Origin of the sequence: Streptomyces lydicus, from assembly GCF_000717345.1 — a bacterium.
In the GTDB taxonomy this organism is placed as follows: Bacteria; Actinomycetota; Actinomycetes; order Streptomycetales; family Streptomycetaceae; genus Streptomyces; species Streptomyces lydicus.
On the sequence record NZ_JNZA01000005.1, the window covers coordinates 73,903 to 97,998 of the forward strand.

At 71.3% G+C, this 24,096-nt stretch carries 19 protein-coding genes; 9 read left to right on the forward strand and 10 right to left on the reverse strand.

Features of this window, described 5'->3' with window-relative positions; genetic code table 11:
* Positions 1–93: 93 nt before the first annotated feature.
* The 4 genes from OO62_RS05715 to OO62_RS05730 all read left to right on the forward strand — a co-directional run bounded on the left by OO62_RS05715 (position 94) and on the right by OO62_RS05730 (position 3,750).
* The gene (locus tag OO62_RS05715; protein WP_033266115.1) at positions 94–1,065 is read left to right on the forward strand and encodes an ABC transporter permease; all 972 of its coding nucleotides are present in this window, start codon (positions 94–96) and stop codon (positions 1,063–1,065) included.
* An 11-nt stretch (positions 1,066–1,076) separates the two neighbouring features.
* A complete protein-coding gene (locus OO62_RS05720; protein ID WP_033266116.1) occupies positions 1,077–2,138 on the forward strand; it encodes an ABC transporter ATP-binding protein in 1,062 nt (353 codons plus the stop codon).
* A gap of 11 nt (positions 2,139–2,149) precedes the next feature.
* Positions 2,150–3,277, forward strand: coding sequence for an ABC transporter ATP-binding protein (locus OO62_RS05725; protein ID WP_033266117.1), 1,128 nt, complete (start codon positions 2,150–2,152; stop codon positions 3,275–3,277).
* A gap of 83 nt (positions 3,278–3,360) precedes the next feature.
* Entirely contained in the window at positions 3,361–3,750 is a 390-nt protein-coding gene (locus tag OO62_RS05730) for a MerR family transcriptional regulator (protein WP_033266247.1), read from the forward strand.
* A gap of 25 nt (positions 3,751–3,775) precedes the next feature.
* On the opposite strand, the gene OO62_RS05735 is transcribed toward OO62_RS05730, so the two are convergent.
* The 7 genes from OO62_RS05735 to OO62_RS05765 form a co-directional block, all read right to left on the reverse strand.
* Positions 3,776–4,873, reverse strand: coding sequence for an ABC transporter ATP-binding protein (locus OO62_RS05735; protein ID WP_051732783.1), 1,098 nt, complete (start codon positions 4,871–4,873; stop codon positions 3,776–3,778).
* On the reverse strand, positions 4,860–5,882 hold the full coding sequence (locus tag OO62_RS05740) for an ABC transporter ATP-binding protein (protein WP_051732785.1): 1,023 nt from the start codon (positions 5,880–5,882) through the stop codon (positions 4,860–4,862). Before OO62_RS05740 ends, OO62_RS05735 begins: the two co-directional genes overlap by 14 nt.
* Before the next feature lie 11 nt (positions 5,883–5,893).
* Positions 5,894–6,883 carry an ABC transporter permease gene (locus OO62_RS05745; protein WP_033266118.1) on the reverse strand — a complete coding sequence of 330 codons (990 nt, stop codon included), beginning with the start codon at positions 6,881–6,883 and terminating at the stop codon, positions 5,894–5,896.
* Entirely contained in the window at positions 6,876–7,799 is a 924-nt protein-coding gene (locus OO62_RS05750; RefSeq protein ID WP_033266119.1) for an ABC transporter permease, read from the reverse strand. The genes OO62_RS05745 and OO62_RS05750 overlap by 8 nt, the downstream gene beginning before the upstream one ends.
* A 27-nt stretch (positions 7,800–7,826) precedes the next feature.
* Positions 7,827–9,443: a peptide ABC transporter substrate-binding protein gene (locus tag OO62_RS05755; RefSeq protein WP_033266120.1), complete on the reverse strand. Its 1,617-nt coding sequence runs from the start codon at positions 9,441–9,443 to the stop codon at positions 7,827–7,829.
* 203 nt (positions 9,444–9,646) lie between these two features.
* Positions 9,647–11,551 (reverse strand): translational GTPase TypA, encoded by a 1,905-nt coding sequence (gene typA, locus OO62_RS05760; protein ID WP_033266121.1) that lies wholly within the window; start codon positions 11,549–11,551, stop codon positions 9,647–9,649.
* Positions 11,552–11,731: 180 nt separating this feature from the next.
* Positions 11,732–14,167 (reverse strand): ABC transporter family substrate-binding protein, encoded by a 2,436-nt coding sequence (locus OO62_RS05765; RefSeq protein WP_033266122.1) that lies wholly within the window; start codon positions 14,165–14,167, stop codon positions 11,732–11,734.
* 392 nt (positions 14,168–14,559) lie between these two features.
* Here OO62_RS05765 and OO62_RS05770 point away from each other — a divergent pair, with 392 nt between their 5' ends.
* The 5 genes from OO62_RS05770 to OO62_RS05790 all read left to right on the forward strand — a co-directional run bounded on the left by OO62_RS05770 (position 14,560) and on the right by OO62_RS05790 (position 20,052).
* Complete coding sequence (locus OO62_RS05770) at positions 14,560–14,859, forward strand: hypothetical protein (RefSeq protein WP_033266123.1); 300 nt, start codon at positions 14,560–14,562, stop codon at positions 14,857–14,859.
* A 163-nt stretch (positions 14,860–15,022) separates the two neighbouring features.
* The gene (locus tag OO62_RS05775; RefSeq protein ID WP_033266124.1) at positions 15,023–15,850 is read left to right on the forward strand and encodes a hypothetical protein; all 828 of its coding nucleotides are present in this window, start codon (positions 15,023–15,025) and stop codon (positions 15,848–15,850) included.
* 34 nt (positions 15,851–15,884) lie between these two features.
* Positions 15,885–17,837: a fumarate reductase/succinate dehydrogenase flavoprotein subunit gene (locus OO62_RS05780; protein ID WP_033266125.1), complete on the forward strand. Its 1,953-nt coding sequence runs from the start codon at positions 15,885–15,887 to the stop codon at positions 17,835–17,837.
* The gene (locus OO62_RS05785) at positions 17,834–18,652 is read left to right on the forward strand and encodes a succinate dehydrogenase/fumarate reductase iron-sulfur subunit (RefSeq protein WP_033266126.1); all 819 of its coding nucleotides are present in this window, start codon (positions 17,834–17,836) and stop codon (positions 18,650–18,652) included. Before OO62_RS05780 ends, OO62_RS05785 begins: the two co-directional genes overlap by 4 nt.
* On the forward strand, positions 18,649–20,052 hold the full coding sequence (locus OO62_RS05790) for an amidohydrolase family protein (protein ID WP_033266127.1): 1,404 nt from the start codon (positions 18,649–18,651) through the stop codon (positions 20,050–20,052). Before OO62_RS05785 ends, OO62_RS05790 begins: the two co-directional genes overlap by 4 nt.
* A 44-nt stretch (positions 20,053–20,096) precedes the next feature.
* Here the strand turns inward: OO62_RS05790 and OO62_RS05795 are convergent, their stop codons facing one another.
* The 3 genes from OO62_RS05795 to OO62_RS05805 form a co-directional block, all read right to left on the reverse strand.
* A complete protein-coding gene (locus tag OO62_RS05795; RefSeq protein ID WP_228332664.1) occupies positions 20,097–22,766 on the reverse strand; it encodes a SpoIIE family protein phosphatase in 2,670 nt (889 codons plus the stop codon).
* 171 nt (positions 22,767–22,937) lie between these two features.
* Positions 22,938–23,399 (reverse strand): ATP-binding protein, encoded by a 462-nt coding sequence (locus tag OO62_RS05800; protein WP_033266128.1) that lies wholly within the window; start codon positions 23,397–23,399, stop codon positions 22,938–22,940.
* A gap of 245 nt (positions 23,400–23,644) precedes the next feature.
* On the reverse strand, positions 23,645–24,058 hold the full coding sequence (locus tag OO62_RS05805) for a (deoxy)nucleoside triphosphate pyrophosphohydrolase (RefSeq protein ID WP_180290211.1): 414 nt from the start codon (positions 24,056–24,058) through the stop codon (positions 23,645–23,647).
* Positions 24,059–24,096: the final 38 nt, after the last annotated feature.

Consider the following 24,096-nt stretch of genomic DNA (forward strand, 5'->3'; position numbering starts at 1 on the left):
GGCGCGCACACGGCGGAACGCGCGCCCTCCGGGGCCTTTGTCCGCCACCCCTCACGCCCACTGCCGCCGCCGTCCTGAGAGCAGCGAACTGCCATGCTTCAATTCCTACTTCGCCGGACGTTCGGCGCTGTTGTCATCCTCCTCCTGCTCAGTGCCTTCACTTTCTTCGTGTTCTTCGGTGCCGGCGACCCGGCCGCGATGTCCTGCGGAAAGAACTGCACCGCGGACAACATCGCGCTGATCCACCAGAACCTCGGCCTCGACAAGCCGCTGACGACGCAGTTCTGGGACTTCCTCGTCGGCATCTTCGCCGGCCGCGACTACTCCATCGGCCACTGCAGCGCGCCGTGCTTCGGCTACTCCTTCGCCACCAAGCAGGACGTCTGGTCGACGCTGATCGACCGGCTGCCCACCACCGCCTCGCTGGCCGTCGGCGGTGCCGCGGTCTTCCTGACCGTGGGTCTGGGCACCGGCCTGATCGCCGCCTACAAGCGCGGTTCGTTCCTGGACAAGGCGCTCACCTCGATCTCGATGGTGCTGAGTTCGGCGCAGATCTACATCCTCGGCCCGATCGCGCTCGGTCTGTTCGTCTACAGCGGCCTCATGGAGTCGCCCCGCTACGTGCCGATCACCTCGGACCCCGGCGGCTGGTTCATGGGCCTGCTGCTCCCCTGGGTCGTGATGGCGACGATCTTCACCGCGCAGTACACCCGTATGTCCCGCTCGACGATGATCGAGCAGCTGCAGGAGGAACACGTCCGCACGGCCAAGGCCAAGGGCATGTCCAGCCGGTACGTCTTCCTGCGCTACGCCTGGCGGGGATCGCTGATCCCCATCGTCACCATCCTCGGCATGGACCTGAGCTCGCTGTTCGGCGGCGCGATGATCACCGAGTTCACCTTCCAGCTCGCGGGCGTCGGACGGCTCGCGATCGACTCCGTCATCACCCTCGATCTGCCCATGGTCATGGGCGTGCTGGTCTTCAGCGCCGCCCTGATCCTGGTGTTCAACATCATCGTGGATGCGACGTACGCCTTCATCGACCCGCGCGTGCGCCTGTCCTAGGAGAGCCTGAAGTGACCACACTCACCAAGACCGAAGGCACCACCGTGCCGGCCGGGTCCGACCCCTTCCTGTCCGTTCGTGACCTGCACGTGCGGTTCTCCACCGAGGACGGCATCGTCAAGGCGGTCGACGGTCTCTCCTTCGATCTGGAGCGCGGCGAAACCCTCGGCATCGTGGGCGAGTCCGGCTCCGGCAAGTCGGTGACCAACCTCGCGATCCTGGGGCTGCACAACCCGAAGGCCACCGAGATCGGCGGCGAAATCGTCCTGGACGGGGACGAGCTGACGGGGGCCAGGGAGAAGACCCTGGAGAAGCTCCGCGGCAACAAGATGGCCATGATCTTCCAGGACGCGCTGACCGCCCTGTCGCCGTACTACACGGTCGGCCGGCAGATCGCCGAGCCGTTCATGAAGCACACCGGCGCCTCCAAGCGCGAGGGCCGGCAGCGCGCCATCGAGATGCTGACCAAAGTCGGCATCCCGCAGCCCAACCTGCGGGTGGACGACTACCCGCACCAGTTCTCCGGAGGTATGCGCCAGCGCGCGATGATCGCCATGGCGCTGGTCTGCAACCCGCAGCTGCTGATCGCGGACGAGCCCACCACCGCCCTGGACGTCACCGTCCAGGCGCAGATCCTCGACCTGCTCAAGGACCTCCAGCAGGAGTTCGGCTCCGCGATCATCCTGATCACCCATGACCTCGGCGTGGTCGCCAACACCGCGGACAAGCTGCTGGTGATGTACGCCGGCCGGGCCGTCGAGCGGGGCTCCGTCAAGGAGATCCTCACCGAGCCCCGGCACCCGTACACCTGGGGCCTGCTGAGCTCCATGCCGCGGCTGTCCTCGGACGTCAGCGAGGCGCTGCACCCGATCCCCGGCTCCCCGCCGAGCCTGCTCAACCCGCCCTCCGGTTGCGCGTTCAACCCGCGCTGCGGCTTCACCGGCGAGGTGGACGGCAGCCGCTGCACCGACGAGCGGCCGCTGCTGGAGATCGGGCGGGCCGCCGCGTGCCACCTGACCTCCGAGCAGAAGCAGACCCTCTTCACCGAGCAGATCAAGCCCCGGCTGGGCTAGGAGCGACCACCATGGCAGACAACGTCACCCTTCCGGCGCCGCGCGACGCCGCGCCCGCCCAGGGCGAGCCGCTGCTCACCGCCGAGGGCCTGACCAAGCACTTCCCGATCTACGGGGGCTTTCCGTTCAAGCGGAAGGTCGGCGCGGTGCAGGCGGTCGACGGCGTCGACCTGACCGTGCACGCGGGCGAGAGCTTCGGCCTGGTCGGCGAATCGGGCTGCGGCAAGTCCACCACCGGGCGGCTGCTGACCCGGCTCATGGAGCCGAGCGCCGGCAAGGTCACCTACCGGGGCCAGGACATCACGCACGCGGGCCGCAAGGACCTCGCGCCGATCCGCTCCGAGATCCAGATGATCTTCCAGGACCCGTACGCCTCGCTCAACCCGCGGCAGACGGTCGGCACCATCATCGGTGGCCCGATGGAGATCAACGGGATCAACCCGCCCGGTGGCCGGGAGAAGCGGATCCGCGAACTCCTGGAGACCGTGGGCCTGAACCCGGAGCACTACAACCGCTTCCCGCACGAGTTCTCCGGCGGCCAGCGGCAGCGCATCGGCGTGGCCCGCGCGCTCGCCCTCCAGCCGAAGCTGATCGTCGCCGACGAGCCGGTCTCCGCGCTGGACGTCTCCATCCAGGCCCAGGTCGTCAACCTGCTCCAGGAACTCCAGCGCGAGCTGGGCATCGCGTTCCTGTTCATCGCCCACGACCTGGCGATCGTGCGGCACTTCAGCGAGCGGGTCGCGGTGATGTACCTCGGCAAGATCGTCGAGGTGGGCAGCCGCGACGAGATCTACAACCGGCCGCGCCACCCGTACACCCACGCCCTGCTCTCGGCGGTGCCCGAGGCCAAGCTGGTGGAGAGCGAGGAGGAGGAGCGCGAGCGCATCCGCCTCGCCGGCGACGTGCCCTCCCCCGTCAACCCGCCCTCCGGCTGCCGCTTCCGTACGCGCTGCTGGAAGGCGCAGGACAAGTGCGCGACGGAGGAGCCGCCGCTGCTCCAGCTCTCCGGCAACGCGGCGGGCCACCTGACGGCCTGCCACTTCCCGGAGGAGCCGACGACCGCGGCGCGGGACGAGGACATCATCCTCGACCCGGCGCTGGCGGCGATCGAGGAGGCCGCGGCGGAGTCCGGCGAGTAGCCGCCGCAGACCGGTGTGCGCCGCCGTGGCGGGGAATGTTCCCGGCCGCGGCGGCGCTGTCGTTCGACGGGGAGGTGGTGCGGATGCGGATCGGGGAGCTGTCGGAGCGGACCGGCACGTCCCACCGGCTGCTGCGGTACTACGAGGAGCAGGGACTGATCGTCGCGGACCGCTGCGCCAACGGCTACCGCTCCTACGACCCGTCCAGCGTCGACCGCGTCCGGCAGATCAGGGGGCTGCTGGACGCCGGGCTGCCGACCCGGCTGATCAAGCAGATCCTGCCGTGCCTCGACACCCCCCGCACCATCCACTTCCCGGACGCGACGCCGGAGATGCTCGCCACGCTGGAGCGGGAGCGGGACCGGATGACCGAACGGATCGAGACGCTGCTCCGCAACCGCGACGCCATCGGGGAGTACCTGGACGTGGTGCGGGCCACCCGGCGCCCGGACGCCGCCGCGCCGGCCCCCTGAGCCGCCGCGCCGCGCGCCCGGCCGGTCAGCCGCTCGGTACGGCCTTGCGCTCCTCGGCGAAGTGACAGGCCGAGGGGTGCCGCACCGGGCCCTCGTCCGCCGCGAACACCGCGGGCACGTCGAGCGGCGGGACGACTTCCGCGCAGAGGTCCCGGGCCTTCCAGCAGCGGGTGCGGAACGGGCAGCCGGACGGTGGGTCGGCGGGCGAGGGGACGTCGCCGGTCAGCAGGATCCTCCCGCGGGCGCTACGGGCGTCCGGGTCGGGCACGGGCACCGCGGAGAGCAGCGCCTGGGTGTACGGGTGGGTGGGGTGCTCGTAGATCTGCTCGTCGGTGCCGGTCTCGACGATCCGGCCCAGGTACATCACCGCGACCCGGTCGGAGAGGTGGCGGACCACCGACAGGTCGTGCGCGATGAAGACGTAGGAGAGGTCGAACTCGTCCTGCAACTGCTCCAGCAGATTGACCACTTGGGCCTGTACGGAGACGTCCAGCGCGGAGACCGGTTCGTCGGCGACGATGATCTCGGGGCGCAGCGCGAGGCCGCGGGCGATGCCGATGCGCTGGCGCTGGCCGCCGGAGAACTGGTGCGGATAGCGGTTGATGTACTCGGGGTTGAGCCCGACCACGTCCAGGAGTTCCCGGACCTTTCGCCGGCGGTCCCCCTTGGGGGCCACCTCGGGGTGGATCTCGTAGGGCTCGCCGATGATGTCGCCGACGGTCATCCGGGGGTTCAGGGAGGTGTAGGGGTCCTGGAAGACCATCTGGATGTTGCGGCGCACGGCCTTCATCGCCCGGCCCGAGAGCCGGCTGATGTCCTCGCCGCGGTACCGGATCTGACCCGCCGTCGGGCGTTCCAGGGCGACCAGCATCTTGGCGACGGTGGACTTCCCGCAGCCCGATTCGCCGACGATGCCGAGGGTTTCGCCCTTGCGGAGGGTGAAGGAGACCCCGTCGACGGCCTTGACCGCGCCCACCTGCTTCCGGAAGACCACGCCCCGGGTCAGCGGGAAGTGCTTGACCAGGTCGCGGACCTCCAGGAGCGGTTCGCCGGGCACCGCCGCTCCGGGCGCGGGGCCGGTCGCGGGGCCGGGCGCGGGCGCGGGACCGTCACCGTGCGCCATCGAGGGTCTCCTTCCAGAAGTGGCAGGCGCTGGACCGGCCGGGGCCGACCTCGTACAGCGGCGGCAGCTCGCTGCGGCAGACGTCCTGGGCGAGCGGGCAGCGCGGGTTGAAGGGGCAGCCCGGCGGGATGGCGGTCAGATTGGGCGGCAGCCCCTTGATCGCGTACAGCCGCTGCCCCTTGCGGTCCAGCCGCGGGATGGAGTCCAGCAGCCCTCGGGTGTACGGGTGCGCGGGCGCCCGGTAGAGCTGGTGCACCGGCGCGGTCTCCACGATCCGGCCCGCGTACATCACCGCGATGGTGTCGGCGACGTCCGCGACCACACCCAGGTCGTGGGTGATCAGGATCAGCCCCATGGTCAGCTCGCGCTGGAGCTCCGCCAGCAGGTCCATCACCTGCGCCTGGACGGTGACGTCCAGCGCGGTGGTCGGCTCGTCCGCGATGATCAGGTCCGGGCCGAGGGCCAGCGCCATCGCGATCATGATGCGCTGGCGCATCCCGCCGGAGAACTGGTGCGGATAGTCCCCCACCCGCGCCCGGGCCGCCGGGATGCCGACCCGCTCCATCAGCTCGACGGCCCGGCCCCGGGCCGCCTTGCGGGACATCCCCTCATGGACCTGGAACATCTCCCCGAGCTGGGCCCCGACGCTGAGGACCGGGTTCAGCGCGGACAGCGCGTCCTGGAAGATCATGGCCATCCTGGCGCCCCGGACCCGGCGCCGCTCCTCCTTGCGCAGGGTCAGCAGATCGCGGCCCTGGAAGACGATCTCGCCACCGGTGACATAGCCGGGCGGCGAGTCCAGGATGCCCATCACCGCCTGCGCGGTGACGGACTTGCCGGAGCCGGACTCGCCCAGCACCGCCAGCGTCTGCCCCGGCGCCACCCGGCAGCTGACGCCGTTGACGGCCTTCGCGATGCCGTCCCGGGTACGGAACTCCACCCGCAGGTCCCGCACGTCGAGCAGCGCCGCCGGCGCGCCGTCACCGGCCGTGGGAGCACCGTTCCTCATCTGCCGTCTCCTCAGCGCAACTTGGGGTCGAGGGCGTCGCGCACCGCGTCGCCGAGCATGATGAACGCGAGCACCGTGATGCTCAGCGCGCCGGCCGGCCACAGCAGCATGTGCGGGGCGCTGCGGATGTAGGTGGAGGCCGCGGAGATGTCGATGCCCCAGGAGACGGTGGGCGGCTTCAGGCCCGCGCCCAGATAGGACAGGGTGGCCTCCAGGGCGATGTACGTGCCGAGCGCGATGGTGGCGACGACGATGACCGGGGCGACGGCGTTGGGCGCGATGTGCCGCAGCAGCATCCGCCCGTTGCCGGCCCCCAGCGCCCGCGCGGCCTGCACGTAGTCGTTCTGCTTGGCGGTGACGACCGAGCCGCGGGCGATCCGCGAGATCTGCGGCCACCCGAGCAGCACGATGAAGCCGACCACCGGCCAGACCGTGGTGCCGGTGACCACGGACAGGAAGACCAGGCCGCCGAGGAGCACCGGGATGCCGAAGAAGATGTCGGCGAGCCGGGACAGCAGGGTGTCCGACCAGCTGCCGAAGAAGCCGGCCAGGCCGCCGAGCAGGCTGCCGAGCAGCGCCGCGCCGGCGGTGGCGCAGACGCCCACGGTGATCGACGCGCGGGCCCCGTAGACCACCCGGGTGTAGACGTCCCGGCCCTGGGTGTCGAAGCCGAAGGGGTGGCCGGGCTGGGAGCCCTGCTGCGCCTTGGCCAGGTCCGCGCGGTACGGGTTGCCGGTGGCGATGAGTTGCGGCCAGATCGCGATGACCACCAGGAAGACGATGACCAGCGCGGAGAGGACGAAGACCGGGTTGCGGCGCAGGTCGTGCCAGGCGTCGCTCCACAGGCTGCGCGGTTTGCCGAGGGGCCCGGCGGGCGGGCCGGCGCCGGGCGGTGCGGCGCCGGGCCGGCGCTCCAGCGACTCCGCCTCGCCGATGGCCAGCGCGGCGGAGCCGCCGTCGCCGTGGCCGATGGCTTCCTTGGGGACGTAGGGCTCAGGCATAGCGGATCCTCGGGTCGAGGACGGCGTAGAGCAGATCGACGAGGAGGTTCGCGGTGAGGAAGACCAGTACCAGGATCGTCACGAAGCCCACGACGGTCGGTGAATTCTGCCGCAGGATTCCCTGGTAGAGCTGGTATCCGACGCCATGGATGTTGAAGATGCGCTCGGTGACGATGGCGCCGCCCATCAGGGCGCCGATATCGGTGCCGATGAAGGTGACGACCGGGATCAGTGAATTCCGCAGCAGATGGCGGCTGATGACGCGACGCCGGGGAAGTCCTTTGGCGATGGCGGTACGGACGTAATCGGCGCGGGTGTTCTCCGCGATCGAGGTGCGGGTCAGCCGGGTCACGTACGCGAGGGAGACCAGCGCCAGCACCAGGCCCGGCAGCAGCAGTTCGTTCAGCGGCGCCTCCGGGGCGACGGACGGCGCGGCCCAGCCCCACCGCACCCCGAACACGAACTGCAGGAGATAGCCGCTCACGAACGTCGGGATCGACACCACGACGAGGGAGGCGAGCAGCACCCCGGTATCGATGCTCCGGCCGCGCCGCAGCCCGCTGAAGACGCCCAGCACGATGCCCACCACCATCTCGATGACGACGGCGACGATCGTCAGCCGCAGGGTGACCGGGAAGGCCGAGGCCATCAGCTCGGTGACGGACTGCCCGTTGAACGCGGTGCCGAAATTCCCCTGGAAGATCTGCCCCATGTAGTGCACGTACTGCTTCCACAGCGGCTGGTCGAGGTAGAGGTCGCGGCGGATCTGCGCGGCGGTGGCGGGGTCCGGCGCCCGGTCGCCGAACATCGCGGCCACCGGGTCGCCCAGCGCGTACACCATGAAGAAGAGGAGAAAGGTGCTGCCGACGAACACCGGGATCATCTGCAGCAGCCGCCGGGCCACATACCGTCCCATGAATTCCCGGCCTCCTTCGGCGAGCGGTCAGTTGACCTTGATCTGGTTGTAGACGGGCACGCCGAAAGCGTTCAGCGACACATTGCTGATCCGTTCCGAATAGCCGCCGCTGCCGTTCTGGTACCACAGCGGAATGGACGGCATCTGCTGGGCGAGAATCCGCTCCGCGTCCTGGAACTTCGCGACGGCCGCACCGGAATCCGTCGCCGCGTTCGCCTGGTTGACGAGTGTGTCGAAGTGCGGATTGCTGAACTTGCCGTCGTTCGCCGAGCCGTTGGAGTAATACAGCGGCTGGAGGAAGTTCTGGATCAGCGGGTAGTCCATCTGCCAGCCGGCCCGGAACGGCCCGGTCAACGTCCTGGCCGCGATCTTGTTGCGGAAGTCGGCGAACGTCCCGACCGGTGCCCCCACACACGCCCGGTCGTCCCGCAGCGTCCGGTTGATGCTGTTGCAGATCGCGTCGATCCAGTCCTTGTGCGACCCGGTGTCGGCGTTGTACGTGAGCGTCATCCGGCCACCGGGCAGCCCGCCGCCCTCCTTGATCAGCTGCCGTGCGCGGGCCGGATCGAACACGCAGGCCGCACCGCACAGCCCGGCCTGGTACCCGCCGGCCTTCCCCAGCACCGGCGAGGTCCAGTCGGTGGCCGGCGTCCGGGTCCGCTGGAAGATCTCCTGGGTGATCTGCGCGCGGTCGATCGCCATCGACAGCCCGCGCCGGACCTTGTCCGACCCCGGCCGCGACCACCGCTTGTCGTACATGGGGAACGTCAGGGTCTGGATGATCCCGGCCGGCTGGTTGAGGTAGCGGCCCCCCAGGTCCTGCTTGACATGCGTCAGCTGCGCGGCCGGCACGTCGTCCACCAGGTCGAGGTTCCCGGCCTGCAGGTCCGTGTAGGCGGTGTTGTTGTCCGTGTACACCCGCAGATCGACGCCGCCGTTGCGGGCCGGATCGGCGCCCGGGTACTTCGCCCACTTCCGCATCCGCAGCACGGACCCCTTGTCGTAGGAGTCCACCAGGTACGGGCCGTTCCCGACGGGCTTGTCCACCCAGGCGGCGTGGTCCTTGAAGAACGCCTGCGGCAGCGGCATGAAGGCCGTGTAGCCCAGCGTGTCCGGCCAGCTGGAGAACTTCTGGTTGAGCGCCACGGTGAAGGTCCGCTCGTCCTTCACCGCCAGCCCGGACAACGTCGTGGCGGTCGCCGCACCGCTCGCCGGATGCACCCGGTCGAAGCCGTCGATGTACTGGAAGAACGCCGCGTTCTTCTGCTTGTTGCGCAGCTGCGCCCCGTAATTCCAGGCGTCCACGAAGGACTTGGCGGTGACCTTCTCGCCGTTGCTGAAGGTCCAGCCGGGCTTCAGCGTCACCGTGTAGTGCTGGGAATCCTTCGTCTCGATCCGGTCCGCGAGGACGTTCACTGCGGCGCCGGTCTTCGGGTCGTACCGCTTGAGGCCCCGGAACAGCATGTCCAGGACCTTGCCGCCCTGGACCTCGTTGGTGTTCGCCGGCTCCAGCGGATTCTGCGGATCCCCCCACGACGAGCTGACCACTCCGGACCGGCCGGCGCTCCCGCCGCCGCACGCCGTGGCCACGAGCGCGACGGCGAGGGCGCCGGCCCCCCACTTCGCGCACCCGGGTCGACGCATGACGCCTCCTCAGCTACGGGATCCTGCCTACGGCACATAAGATCGCAAAGGCAGACAAACCGCACCCCCGCAGCAAGGGCCGCTGCTCCGGAACCCGGAGAAACCCCTCGGATGCCCTACACGCCGGTACGGCAACGGGGGCGCCCCTCGTGAAGAGGGACGCCCCCGTGGGAGCCGGGGCCCGGCCGGAGCCGGGCGCGGACTCAGCGCTTGGCGCGGGAGGCGGTGCGACCGCGCTCCTTCTGGTCCAGGACGACCTTGCGGATGCGCACGGCCTCCGGGGTCACCTCGACGCACTCGTCGTCGCGGCAGAACTCCAGGGACTGCTCCAGCGACAGCTTGCGCGGCGGCACGATCGCCTCGAAGGAGTCGGCGGAGGAGGAGCGCATGTTCGTGAGCTTCTTCTCCTTGGTGATGTTGACGTCCATGTCGTCGGCGCGGGAGTTCTCGCCGACGATCATGCCCTCGTACACCTCGGTGCCCGGGTCGGTGAAGAGCACGCCGCGCTCCTGGAGGTTCGTCATCGCGAAGGCGGTGACGGAACCGGCGCGGTCGGCGACCAGGGAGCCGTTGTTACGGGTGGTCAGCGTGCCGAACCACGGCTCGTGACCCTCGTGGATGGAGTGCGCGATACCGGTACCGCGGGTGTTGGTGAGGAACTCCGTACGGAAGCCGATCAGACCGCGGGACGGGACGACGAACTCCATGCGGACCCAGCCCGAGCCGTGGTTGGACATGTTGTCCATCCGGCCCTTGCGGACACCCATGAGCTGGGTGACGGCGCCCATGTGCTCCTCGGGCACGTCGATGGTCATCCGCTCGACGGGCTCGTAGGTCTTGCCGTCGACCTGCTTGGTGACGACCTGCGGCTTGCCGATCGTCATCTCGAAGCCCTCACGGCGCATCTGCTCGACCAGGATGGCCAGCGCCAGCTCACCGCGGCCCTGCACCTCCCAGGCGTCGGGGCGCTCGGTCTCCAGGACGCGCAGCGAGACGTTACCGATCAGCTCGCGCTCCAGGCGGTCCTTGACCTGGCGGGCGGTGACCTTGCGGTCCTTGACCGCGGCCTTGGCGTCCGCGCCCTTGCCGGTGCCGCCCCGGCCGACCAGCGGCGAGGTGTTCGTACCGATGGTCATGGAGATCGCGGGCTCGTCGACCGTGATCAGCGGCAGCGCGATCGGGTTCTCCGGGTCGGCCAGCGTCTCACCGATCATGATGTCGGGGATACCGGCGACCGCGCAGATGTCGCCCGGGCCGGCCTTCTCGGCGGGCTTGCGGGTGAGCGCCTCGGTCATCATCAGCTCGGTGATGCGGACGTTGGAGATCGAGCCGTCGCGCTTGATCCAGGCGACGTTCTGGCCCTTGCGCAGCTCGCCCTGCTCGACGCGGAGCAGCGCGATACGGCCGAGGAAGTTGTCCGCGTCGAGGTTGGTGACGTGCGCCTGCAGCGGGGCGGTCTCGTCGAACTCGGGCGCGGGGACGTGCTCCAGCAGCGTGGTGAAGAACGGCTCCAGGTTGGTGCTGTCGGACGGGACCGTGCCGTCCTCCGGCTTCGTCAGCGACGCGACGCCGTCACGGGCGCAGGCGTAGACGATCGGGAACTCGATCTGGTCCTCGTCCGCGTCCAGGTCCAGGAACAGGTCGTAGGTCTCGTTGACGACCTCGTCGATCCGGGAGTCGGGACGGTCGGTCTTGTTGATGCACAGGATGACCGGCATACGGGCCGCGAGGGCCTTGCGGAGCACGAAGCGGGTCTGCGGCAGCGGGCCCTCGGAGGCGTCGACCAGCAGGACGACCGCGTCGACCATCGACAGACCGCGCTCGACCTCACCACCGAAGTCGGCGTGGCCGGGGGTGTCGATGATGTTGATCGTGATGGGCTCCCCGCCGTCCTTGGGGTGATACTTCACCGCCGTGTTCTTGGCGAGGATCGTGATGCCCTTCTCACGCTCCAGGTCGTTGGAGTCCATCATCCGGTCGTCGAGCTTCTCGGCGGCGTGCTCGGCGAACGCGCCGGCCTGCTTCAGCATGGCGTCGACGAGGGTCGTCTTGCCGTGGTCGACGTGGGCGACGATGGCTACGTTACGAATGTCGTGGCGCGTGGGCACTAGCGGTGCTTCTCCCGGAATCGTGGGTGGCGGCGCGTACGGACCACGCGCGCCCGCCGGGCATGAAGACGCCACGGCCTCACCCCATGGTACGGGGCCGGGGCGACAAAGGCCGCCCCAGCCCGTACCAAGCGCCGCTGACCTGCGGTTTCTTATCGAATATTGGCTCGGCCGCCGCCCCTACTTCGTGTATCCGATGTCCTGGAAGCGGGGTGTGGCGAAGCCGAAGGCGCCGACGTTCGCCAGCGACTTCTTCGTGGCCACCAGCTCGGGCCGCTGGTAGAGCGGGATCGACCCGGCGGCCGCCCAGATGCGGGCGTCGGCCTGCTCCACGAGCGTGCGCGCGGAGTCCTCGTCCAGCTCGGAGGCGGCCTGGTCGAAGAGCTGGTCGATGTGGTCGCTGCCGACCCGGGTGTAGTTCTGCTCGACGGTCAGCGAGCCGTCCGGCGCGGGCTGCGGCTTCGCGTAGATCGGGCGGGCGTCGGTCGCCGGGTAGGCGGTGCCGGGCCAGGAGTACAGCGCCAGGTCGTAGTCGCCGGAGGCGATGTGGTCCTGGAAGTAGCTGGCGTCGGAGACCCGCTGGACGGAGGTCTGCACGCCGATCTTGGCGAGCATGGCGGCGATCCGGCGGCCCACGGTGCGCAGCTGCTCGGAGGCCGCGCCGTCGGGCAGCACGAACCGCAGGGTCAGCGGCTTGCCGTTCTTCCTGACCAGGGCGGTGCGGACCACCTTGTCACCGGCCGGCAGCCGGCCGACGCGGAAGGCCGCCGCGTCGTGGGTGCGCCCGGCCGCGGGGCGCCCGGCACCCGGGTGGCCGCCGGACCCCGGCAGGCCGTGGGCCTGGCCGGTCTCGATCACCTCGGCGGCGCTCAGCGCCCGCGCCGCACGCTTCTTGTACCGCTTGTACTTGGCGTAGGCCGACGACTCCTTGTCGCCGTCCGCCGCCTTCTTCTCGCTCACCGCGGCGTCCTTGTAGAACGCGGCGCTCTGCCGCAGCAGGGCGGCCTGCTGGACCTCGGAACCGACCGCTCCGGTAAAGGACAGCGGCGCCTCCGCGGCGGCCGGGCGGACGCCCTCCCGGTCGCCGCGGGCGGGCGCACCGCCGTGTCCGGGGATCGGCCGGCCCGGGTTGCGGCCGTCGTACGCGCCGTCGCCCTGGTCGTCGGAGCCGCCGGGCCAGCGGTCGTCCTCGTAGCCGTAGTCGTCACGGCCGTCCCCGTCCAGGGACGTGTCGGCGTCCTCGTCACCGTAGTCGCCGGAGTCGCGCCCGGCGTCGGGGGCGGGGGCGCCCGCCTTCTCACCGGCCTGCTGGCGGTCGCCGCCCGCACGCTTCCAGCCGGCGTCGGCGAGCAGTTCCTGCGCCGCCTCGGTGTCCTGCTCGCCGAGCGCGTCGCTGTGGTCCTGGTAGCCCTGCTGCCCGGCCATCAGCAGATGGCTGCCGAGCGGCTTGGACGGCAGGTCGAGCGGCTTGAGGACGGTGTCGGCGAGGGCCTGCCGGTCGATGGCGCGGGCCACCGCGCGGCGCACCCGGTCGTCGGCGAGCGGGCCGCTGCTTCCGTTGAGGGCGAGCTGGGTGTAGGCGGGCTCCAGGGCCTTGCGGACGGTGTAGCCGCGCAGCCCGGAGTTCTCCGCGGCGGCCCGGGCACCGGCCCGGCCGGCGGCCCGCTCCCCGGCGCCCTGCGGGCCCGCGTTGCCGTCCTTGCGGGACGCGCCGGGGGCGGCGGGGCCGCGGGCCGAGGCGACCCGCTTCGCGGCCACCTGGTCGACCGCGGCCACGTCGATGGACCCGGCGGCCAGCGCCGCGGCCCGCTTGTCCCCGGGCAGCGACTCCAGCACGATCTTGCTGAGCTTGGCCCGCTCGCCCCACCACGCAGGGTTCCGTACGAGCACGACCCGGCCCGCTTCGGCGTCCCGCTTCTGGAGCCGGAAGGGGCCCGCGCCGACCTGGAGCTTCTCGCGCGCGCCGTCGTTGAAGGCGTTGGCGTTGCCCATCACGCTCCGGGGATAGAGCGGGGTGAACAGCGAGCGCCAGTCCGCGTAGGGCCGGGCGAAGGTGACCTTGACCTCGCGGCTGTTCGCGCCCTGCTCGACCTTGCCGATCCGGTCGTAGCCGGCGTTGCGCGCGGTCCAGTAGGCGTTGTCCTTGCCGCGCAGCGCGGTCCACTGGGCGACGAAGTCCGCGGCGGTGATCGCCGTGCCGTTGCTCCACCGCGCCTTGGGGTTGATCTTGTACGTGACGACCTGCTTGGGGTCGCGGGCGCTGACGTCCGCGGCGTCGAGGTAGTCGGCGTTGCGCTGCGGGGCGCCGCTGGCGTCGACGGTGAACATGCTGGGCAGCACCGCGCCGGTGATCCGGGTGGTGGTGGCGTCGGCGTCGGCCTGGAAGGCGTTGAGGGTGCCGGGCATCGCGTCGATCGCCCAGCGCACGGTGCCGCCGTCCTTGAGTTCGTCGCGCGGCGCCGGGGCGATGTCCTGGGACGCCGAGGAGGACGCCTCCGGGTCGTCGGTCCCGCAGCCGGCCAGCGCCGGCAGCGGGAGCAGCACCCCCGCCGCGACCAGCGCGGCGATGCGGCGTCTGCGGGCCGCGCGGGCTGAGGGGATGTCGTGGTCGGTCATGACTGTTACCTCCGGGCTCGCCCGCGTCGCGCCGCCTGGCCGGTCCCTCTCCGGCGCACCACGTTCGGCCGACTTTGCGGCTCATCACATCTATTGGCCCCTACTGAAGGCGACCGGCGGCCGGCCGGCCGCCCGACACGTCGGAAGCCGTCCGAAGGCCACCCGCCCGGCGCAATACGGGGCCGCCGGAAGCCGCCGCGCGGGGTCACGTACGGACGTACGTCCGCTCCGGCCCGTACCGGCGTTCGAACCCCACCGGGGCGCATGGTTGCCGAAACGCACCGGTTCGAGTCGTAATCGCGTTGGACCCCTTCCCAACGCCTACTGTGACGCGCGACACTCTCGGGCGCATGAGATCGCCCACCACACCTTCAAAAGTGAGGGCACGTTATATGTCCCTTCAGGACGAACTGACGGCGGTGGAACGCAACCTGGACGACCTGGTCCGGTCGGTGGGACGACTGGAGACGCAGGTCGGGGCCGGCCTGGAGATCCGCCGGGTGCGCAGCGACACGGACCATCTGCGGGAGAGCCTCGCGCTGTTGAAGCAGAGCGCCGCGTCCGGGCCGCAGGCAGGCCGGCAGGCCGTCCCGGTCGAGATGGTGACGGTCTCCGACGCCCCGTACGACGCCACGCTCTGGGCCGACGCCGAGGACGAAGGGCTCGGCTCCCGCACCGGACACGCGCCGTAGGAGCCCTGGGGGAAACCCCCGGGGGAAGTCCCTTGGGGGAAATCCCCTGGTGGCGGCCCCTTAGGGGGTGCGCTCGCCCCACTCAGACCCCTACCCCGTTGCCGCCTCGAGGACCCGCTTAGGCGGGGTGTTCCGGACGGGGCGCCCTTCACGGAGACCGACGTTGGCCACTGGCACCGAACCCTCCCCGCAACCGGCCGCGACCGGCGTGCCCACCGCCTCGCGTGCCGCCATCGCCGCCCGCCATCTGCGCACCGACCGCTGGTGGCTGGCCCCGGCCTGCACCGCCGCCGGGCTGCTCGCGTTCGTCGTGTACTCGACGTGGCGGGCGTTCGCGAACGCCGACTACTACCACGCCCCCTACGTGTCGCCGTTCTACTCGCCGTGCCTGGCGGAGAACTGCCACACCATGCGCGGCGGCCCCAACTGGGAGATCTTCGGCAGCTGGTGGGGCCTGTCCCCCGCGCTGCTCATCCTGATCTTCCCGCTGGGCTTCCGGCTGACCTGCTACTACTACCGCAAGGCTTACTACCGGGGCTTCTGGGCCTCGCCGCCGGCCTGCGCGGTCGCCGAGCCGCACAAGAAGTACACCGGTGAGACCCGCTTTCCGCTGATCCTGCAGAACCTCCACCGGTACTTCTTCTACTTCGCGCTGCTGGTCGCCGGCGTCCTGACGTACGACACCGTGCTCACCTTCCGCGACGAGCACTACCAGTGGGGCCACATGGGCCTGGGCACCCTGGTGTTCCTCGTCAACATCGTGCTGATCTGGGCGTACACCCTCTCCTGCCACTCCTGCCGGCACATCGTCGGCGGCCGGCTGCGGCACTTCTCCAAGCACCCGGTGCGCTACCGGCTGTGGGGCTGGATCGGCAAGCTCAACGCGCGGCACATGCTGCTCGCGTGGTCCTCGCTGATCAGCGTGGCCCTGGCGGACTTCTACGTCTTCCTGCTGGCCAGCGGGGCGTTCGCGGACCCCCGCTTCTTCTGACGACAGCTTCTACTGAGGAAAGGTGTGCCCTCCGATGGCGCATGTGGACCGGCAGGCATGGGACGTGGTCGTGGTGGGCGCGGGCGGCGCCGGGCTGCGCGCCGCCATCGAGGCCCGCGAAGCCGGCATGCGAACAGCCGTGATCTGCAAGTCCCTGTTCGGCAAGGCCCATACGGTGATGGCCGAGGGCGGCATCGCCGCCAGCATGGGCAACGCCAACGAACACGACAACTGGCAGGTCCACTTCCGCGACACCATGCGCGGCGGGAAGTTCCTCAACCACTGGCGGATGGCCGAGCTGCACGCCCGTGAGGCCCCCGACCGCGTGTGGGAGCTGGAGACCTGGGGCGCGCTCTTCGACCGCACACCCGACGGCCGGATCTCCCAGCGCAACTTCGGCGGCCACGAGTACCCGCGCCTGGCGCACGTCGGCGACCGTACGGGCCTGGAGCTGATCCGCACCCTCCAGCAGAAGATCGTCTCGCTCCAGCAGGAGGACGAGCGGGAGTTCGGCGCGTACGACGCCCGGCTGAAGGTCTTCCAGGAGTGCACGGTCACCCGGGTGCTGAAGGACGGTGACCGGGTCTCCGGCGCGTTCTGCTACGAGCGCGAGTCCGGCCGCTTCTTCGTGCTGGAGGCCCCGGCGGTGGTGCTGGCCACCGGCGGCATCGGCAAGTCCTTCAAGGTGACGTCGAACTCCTGGGAGTACACCGGCGACGGGCACGCGCTGGCGCTGCTCGCCGGGGCGTCGCTGATCAACATGGAGTTCGTGCAGTTCCACCCCACCGGCATGGTCTGGCCGCCGTCGGTGAAGGGCATCCTCGTCACCGAGTCGGTACGCGGCGACGGCGGGGTGCTGCGCAACAGCGACGGCAAGCGGTTCATGTTCGACTACGTCCCGGACGTCTTCAAGGAGAAGTACGCCGAGACCGAGGACGAGGGCGACCGCTGGTACGAGGACCCGGACCACAACCGCCGCCCGCCCGAGCTGCTGCCCCGCGACGAGGTCGCCCGGGCCATCAACGCCGAGGTCAAGGCGGGCCGGGGCTCCCCGCACGGCGGGGTCTATCTGGACGTGTCCACCCGGATGCCGGCCGAGGTGATCACCCGCCGGCTGCCGTCCATGCACCACCAGTTCAAGGAGCTGGCGGACGTGGACATCACCGCCGAGCCGATGGAGGTCGGCCCGACCTGCCACTACGTGATGGGCGGCGTGGACGTCGACCCGGACTCCGCGGCGGCGATCGGCGTGCCGGGCCTGTTCGCGGCCGGCGAGGTGGCCGGCGGGATGCACGGCTCCAACCGCCTCGGCGGCAATTCCCTCTCCGACCTGCTGGTCTTCGGCCGGCGGGCGGGACTGCACGCGGCCCGGTACGCGGCCTCGATGACCGGCCGGCCGGTGGCCGACCCGCTGCAGATCGACACCGCGGAGGCGGAGGCGCTGCGCCCCTTCAGCGCCGAGACCGGCACGGACACCGGCCCGGACGCGGTCCGCGACCGGGCCCCGGCGGAGAATCCGTACACCCTGCACCAGGAGCTTCAGCAGGCGATGAACGACCTGGTCGGCATCATCCGCCGGGAGAGCGAGATGTACGAGGCGCTCAAGCGGCTGGCCGATCTGCGGGTGCGGGCCCGGCGGGCCGGTGTCGAGGGGCACCGGCAGTACAACCCGGGCTGGCACCTGGCGCTCGACCTGCGCAACATGCTGCTGGTCAGCGAGTGTGTGGCGCGGGCGGCGCTGGAGCGCGAGGAGAGCCGGGGCGGGCACACCCGCGACGACCATCCGGCGATGGACCGCGGCTGGCGCAACATCAATCTGGTCTGCCGGCTCGCCGATCCGCAGGGCGACTCGCGGGCCGCGGACCCGGCGCTGGGGCAGATCCGGCTCTCCCGCCGGGAGACCCCGCCGATCCGCCGCGACCTGCTGGAACTGTTCGAGAAGGACGAGCTGGCGAAGTATCTGACGGACGAGGAGCTGAGCCGGTGAGCGAGGCGCAGGCAGCAGAGCAGGGGACCGGGCCGGCCGGGCGGTCCGGCGCCTACCAGGCGCACTTCCGGGTGTGGCGCGGCGAGGCGGGCGCCGGGGGCCTGAAGGACTTCACGGTCGAGGTGCACGAGGGCGAGGTGGTGCTCGACATCATCCACCGGCTCCAGGCGACGCAGGCGCCCGATCTCGCGGTGCGCTGGAACTGCAAGGCGGGCAAGTGCGGTTCGTGCAGCGCGGAGATCAACGGGCGGCCGCGGCTGATGTGCATGACGCGGATGTCGGTGTTCGACCGTGCGGAGACGATCACGGTCACCCCGATGCGGACGTTCCCGGTCATCCGCGATCTGGTCACCGATGTGTCGTTCAACTACGCCAAGGCGCGGGAGATCCCGGCGTTCGTGCCGCCGCCGGAGCTGGCGCCCGGCGAGTACCGCATGCAGCAGGAGGACGTCGGGCGCTCGCAGGAGTTCCGCAAGTGCATCGAGTGTTTCCTGTGCCAGGACACCTGCCACGTGGTGCGTGATCACGAGGAGAACAAGGCCGCGTTCGCCGGGCCGCGTTTCCTGATGCGGATCGCCGAGCTCGACATGCATCCGCTGGACGCGGCGCCGGAGGCCGGTATCGACCGCAAGACCTCCGCCCAGGACGAGCACGGGCTGGGCTTCTGCAACATCACCAAGTGCTGCACGGAGGTCTGCCCCGAGCACATCAAGATCACCGACAATGCGCTGATCCCGCTGAAGGAGCGGGCCGCGGACCGCAAGTACGACCCGCTGGTGTGGCTCGGGAACAAGATCCGGCGTCGTACGGAATGAAACTGAGCCGGCGGCGGGTGCTCGCGGGTCTCGGCGGCGTCCCGCTGGCCGCCGCGACCGGCGTACCCGACGGGCGCCGTGACCGGCCCGCCGCACCGGAGGAGGCCCCGGGCAGCAGGCGGACCACCCTGCTGCGCGGCGCCGACCTGGTGCTGACCATGGACCCGCGGCTCGGCGAGGGCCCGCTCGGCACGCTGGAGAACGGCGTCGACCTCCTGCTGCGGCACGGCGCGATCGAGGCCGTCGGCCGGCGCCTCGACGCCCCGCCCGGCGCCCGGATCGTCGACGCCGGCGGCAAGATCGTCCTGCCCGGCTTCGTCGACCTGCACAACCACCTGTGGCAGGCGGCCATCCGCGGCGGCTGCGCCACCTCGGACCTCAACGGCTGGCTGTCCGGCTGCAACCGCGCGACCCTGCCGAGGATCGACGCCCGGGACATGTACCGCTTCGTCCACCTGGCCGCCCTGGACGCCCTCCAGGCCGGCGTCACCACCGTCGTCGACTGGGTGCACCCCATCCCGTACACCACCAGCGAGGCGTACGTGCGGGCGCTGGACGACGCCGGACCGCGCTTCGTCTACGCGGCCTGCCAGAAGGCCGCCGACCTCGCCCTCGTCGCCGACGTCAAGAAGAACCTCCTCGACCCGCTGCCGCTGGCCTCCGCCCAGGTGGCGGTGCACGCCGGGATGACGGTGCGCGACGAGCTGCGGCAGTGCCGCGAACTCGCCCGCGACCTGGGCGTGATGCTCAACTCCCATGTCCTGGAACACCGCGACGACCGCCGCGACGACCCGATCCGCGCGCTGCGCGAGGCCGGCGCCTTCGGCCCCGGCCTGCTGATGAACCACGCGATCCACCTCACCGGCGAGGAGATCGCCCTGACCGGCGAGCACGACGTGCGGGTCGCCCACTGCCCGCTCAGCAACATGCGGCTGGCCTCCGGCATCATGCCGCTGCCCGCACTGCACCGGCACGGCGTACGGGCCGCGCTCGGCCACGACGGCGGGACCAACGACACCTCGGACATGTTCAACGTGATGAAGGCGGCGGTCGGGCTCCAGCGTGCCCGGCACGAGGACGCCGGGATCCACCCCACCCTCCCGGCCGTGCTCCGGATGGCGACCCTCGGCGGCGCCGAATGCCTCGGCATGGCGGACCGGATCGGGTCGCTGACACCCGGCAAGCGCGCCGATGTCGTCGTCCTGGACCCCGGCACGCTCAACTTCGCCCCGCGCTTCGACTGGACCAGCCAGATCGTCCTCAACGGGCAGCCGCCGAACGTCAGCGACGTGTACGTCGACGGGCATCTGCGCAAGTCCCGCGGGGAACTGCTGCATGTGGACACCGCGCGGGTGGTCCGCGAGGCGGAGCGGGCGGCGGCGCGCGTCCGGGCCGCCTGAGCACTACCGCCGGACGCGGGCGGCCCCCGCGCCCGACGCCGCGCTCAGAACAGGCTCAGCAGTGCCTCCGTCGGGTCCTTGACCGTCGACTCCCCGTCCGGCAGGGCGAGTTCGAACCACACGGTCTTGCCGCGCGGCGTCCGGCGGCTGCCCCAGCCCTGGCTGAGCAGGCCCACCAACTGGAGTCCGCGGCCGCCCTCGTCGGTGTCGCGGGCGCGGCGGCGGCGCGGCTGCGCCAGATCGGCGTCCCAGACCTCGCAGACCAGCGTGCGGTCCAGCAGCAGCCGCAGCCGGATCTCGCCGTGGCCGTGCCGCAGCGCATTGGTCACCAGCTCGCTGACCAGCAGCTCCGTGGTGTCGACCAGCTCCTGCAGGCCCCAGTCCAGGAGCTGCTCGCGGGCCAGTTCGCGGGCCCTGGCCACCGAGCGGGCCTCCGGGGCCAGGCTCCAGTCACCCACCGCGTCCTTCGGCAGCCCGTGCACCCGCGCCATCAGCAGCGCGATGTCGTCCTCGCCGTGCGAGGTGTCCAGCGCGCTCAGCACGTGATCGCAGGCGTCCTCCAGCGCGCGCCCGGCGTCCGAGAGGGCCGCCCGGAACGCCTGCAGGCCCTCGTCGAGCGGGTGATGGCGGGACTCCACCAGGCCGTCGGTGTACAGCGCGAGCAGCGCCCCGTCCGGCAGCTCCACCTCGATCTCCTCGAACGGCTCGCCGCCGACGCCCAGCGGCATCCCCGGCGGCACGTCGAGCAGCAGCGCGTCCTCGCCGTCCTCGACCAGCACCGGCGGCAGGTGCCCGGCGTTGGCGAAGGTGGCACGCCGGGTGACCGGGTCGTAGACGGCGTAGACGCAGGTGGCCAGGTAGACCTCGGAGAGGTCGGCGGTACGGGCGGAGCGGCCGGAGTCCAGCGCGCCCCGGGCGGAGCCGGGCCGGCCGCGGCCGGCCCCGGCGGTGGGCCGGCCGTCGCCGCTGCCGCCGAGCCCGCGGGCGATCTCGTCCAGCGCCGAGAGCACCTCGGCCGGCTCCAGGTCCAGCAGCGCCAGGGTCCGTACGGCGGTGCGCAGTTCACCCATCGCGACGGCGGCGCGCAGCCCGCGGCCCATCACGTCGCCGACGACCAGCGCCGTGCGGTGGCCGGGGAGTTCGATGACGTCGAACCAGTCGCCGCCGACCTCGGTGGCGGTGGTGCCGGGCAGGTAGCGGCAGGCGATGTCGAGGCCGGCCGCCTCCGGGTCGCCGGGCGGCAGCAGGCTGCGCTGGAGTATCAGGGCGCGTTCGTGTTCGCGGCGGTAGAGGCGGGCGTTGTCGATGCAGACCGCGGCGCGCGCGGCCAGTTCGACGGCGAGCGCGGTGTCGCGCTCCCCGAACGGCTCGCTGCCCTTCGTGCGGGAGAACTGCACCAGTCCGACGACGGTGTCCCGGGCGACCATCGGGACGGCGAGGGTGGAGTGCACCACGGCGCCCAGCTCCGGCCCGTCGTCGCTCTCCCGGCCGGGGATGATCTGCGCCTGGGCGGTGCGCAGGGCGCCCGCGCAGGGGGAGTTGAACGGGTAGCGGTGGACGGCGCCGACCGCGACCGGGGTGTCCTCGGGGGACCCGCCGGCGTCGGCGGCGAACGGGGCGTCGGAGACCGCGCTGGCGAAGGCGACCCGGCGCAGTTCGGCGCTGCCGTCGCTCATGCCGGGCGGCGCCTCGTCACCGGCCAGCAGGCCCTGGTAGAGGTCGACCGACGCCAGGTCGCAGAACTGCGGGACGGCGACGTCCAGGAGGGTGCGGGCGGTGGTCTCCAGGTCGAGGGAGTTGCCTATCCGGGCGCCCGCCTCGTTGAGCAGGGCGAGGTTGCGGCGGGCGTTGGCCGCCTCCCGCTCGGCCCGGCGGCGGCCGGTGACGTCGGCGGCGAGCGCCGCGACGCCGATGGGGCGGCCGCTGGCGCCGTGCAGCCGGTAGAGCGACACCGACCAGCGGCGGCGCTCCTCCTCGCCGGGTACCAGGCCGACCAGTTGCATCTCGGTGACCGGCTCGCCGGTGTCCAGGACGCGGCGCAGCGCGGCCGCCATCCGGTCTGCCTCGGACCGCGGCAGGAAGTCGTGCGGGGTACAGCCGCGGTACTTGCTCGCCGGGCCGCCGAAGACCGTGGCGAAGCGCGCGTTGACCCGCAGCAGCTTCAGGTCCGTGCCGAACAGGGTGAAGCCCATGGGAGATTGACCGAAAACGGCCTGCGAGGCGGCCAGGTCGGTCTCGATGCCGCGCAGCGCCCGGACGTCGACGACGACGCACACCGCGGCGCGCTCGCCGTCCTCGTTGCGGGAGGGCATCACGTAGATCTCGGCGAGCCCGTCGGCCGGTCCGCTCTCGTCCCTGCGATAGGGGACCAGGCCGGTCCACTCGCGGCCGTCGAGGATCTCGGACACCTTGCGGCGGCCGGTCTCCCGCAACTCGCTGGGCACGAAGGCTTCGACGGGGTCCTTGCCGAGGGCATACCGGGCGGGGATGCCGAGGAGCTGCTCGGCGCGCTCGCTCCACTGCTCGATCCGCCCGTCGGGGCCGAGCGAGAAGGAGGCCACCCGGATGTAGTCGTAGATGGAGCCGGGCCGGCTGCTCTGCCATACGGGCGGGCCCTGCGGCTCGCGCAGGGGCGGACGGCCACCTGGGTCGCCGGGGCCGTCCACACCGCCCTGACCCTCGGCCTGCGCGGGTTCTGCCCCGCCAGATGACATGTCGCTCACGAGCCCCGTCCCCTCCAGCTCATCGTGCCCGGACCGGACCAGCCTGAGTATCCAGCACCTCGGCTATCCGGAACACGGTCTTCACGATCACAGCACAGTCTCGATCGCAGCCCATCGACAAAATGTCGATGAAATGGCAACGATCAGGACCCCACCTGTCTCCTAACCAGCCACCGACAGCTCGAACCACACTGTCTTGCCACTCTTTCCGCGCCGGGTCCCCCAGCGGCGCGAACTGCACGCGACCAGCTGCAATCCGCGGCCTCCCTCGTCGTCCGGGGCGGCGGTGCGCTCCTGCGGCGGGTCGGGCAGCGGATCGGAGACCTCGACGAGCAGCCCGCCGGCGCTCAGCAGCACCATGCGGACTCCGATCGGCCCGCTGGCGTAGCGCAGGGAGTTGGTGACGAGCTCGCTGACGAGTAGTACGGCCACATCGGCGGCGCCGTTCACTCCCCAGTCGTGCAGCACCCGGCGGACCATCGTGCGGGCGGTGCGCACCGCGCCGGGGTCTGCCGGGAAGCTCCATTCGGCGACGGGTGAACCGGTGGCCACACTGCGCTTGCGGGCGCCGGGGGTGCCGGGTTCCGGGACCCCTGCCGCTGCGCTGTCGCTCACGCCGATCACATCCCAGCCCGATGGCATGCCCCTCGGATTGCCCACATTGAAGGGCTCAACCAGGACATACCCGGTATCGCGCTCTCGGTACCGCCCTCAACGGTGCACTGTGCCACAAATGGCGCATAAGGGGGCGAGGGTGCCCGAGGGGTGGACGGCCGGGCGCGACGGAGGGGACGGGGTACGCGGGGCGCGGACAGGGGCGGACGCGGCACCGTACGCGCTCGGCACCCGGTCTCCCCGCCTGCCGCGGGCTACGGCCGTACGCCGGTCGCCCCCGCCAGCCGGCGCATCGCCTCGGCCACCGCGGGACGGTCCTGGTCCAGCCAGTCGACCTGTGACTCCTCGCCGGGCAGCAGCCAGCGCAGCTCGTCGTGATCCTGCAGGGGCCGCGGCACCCCGGACACCAGCCGGGCCGTCCACACCTGCAGGACGTAACCGGGCCGCAGCACCCACTCCCCCGGGATGCGTTCCCCGGCGGCCGCCTCGACGCCCAGCTCCTCGCGCAGCTCGCGCTCCAGCGCCCGTTCGGGCGTCTCGCCGTCCTCCACCTTGCCGCCGGGCAGCTCCCAGCGGCCGGCCAGCGCGGGCGGCGCGCTGCGCCGTGCGGCCAGCAGCCGCCCGCCTTCGCACACCGCTCCGCCCACCACTACGCGCACCGTCGTCATGCGCGGCAGCCTACGTCCCCCGCCCCCGTCCCGCTTCC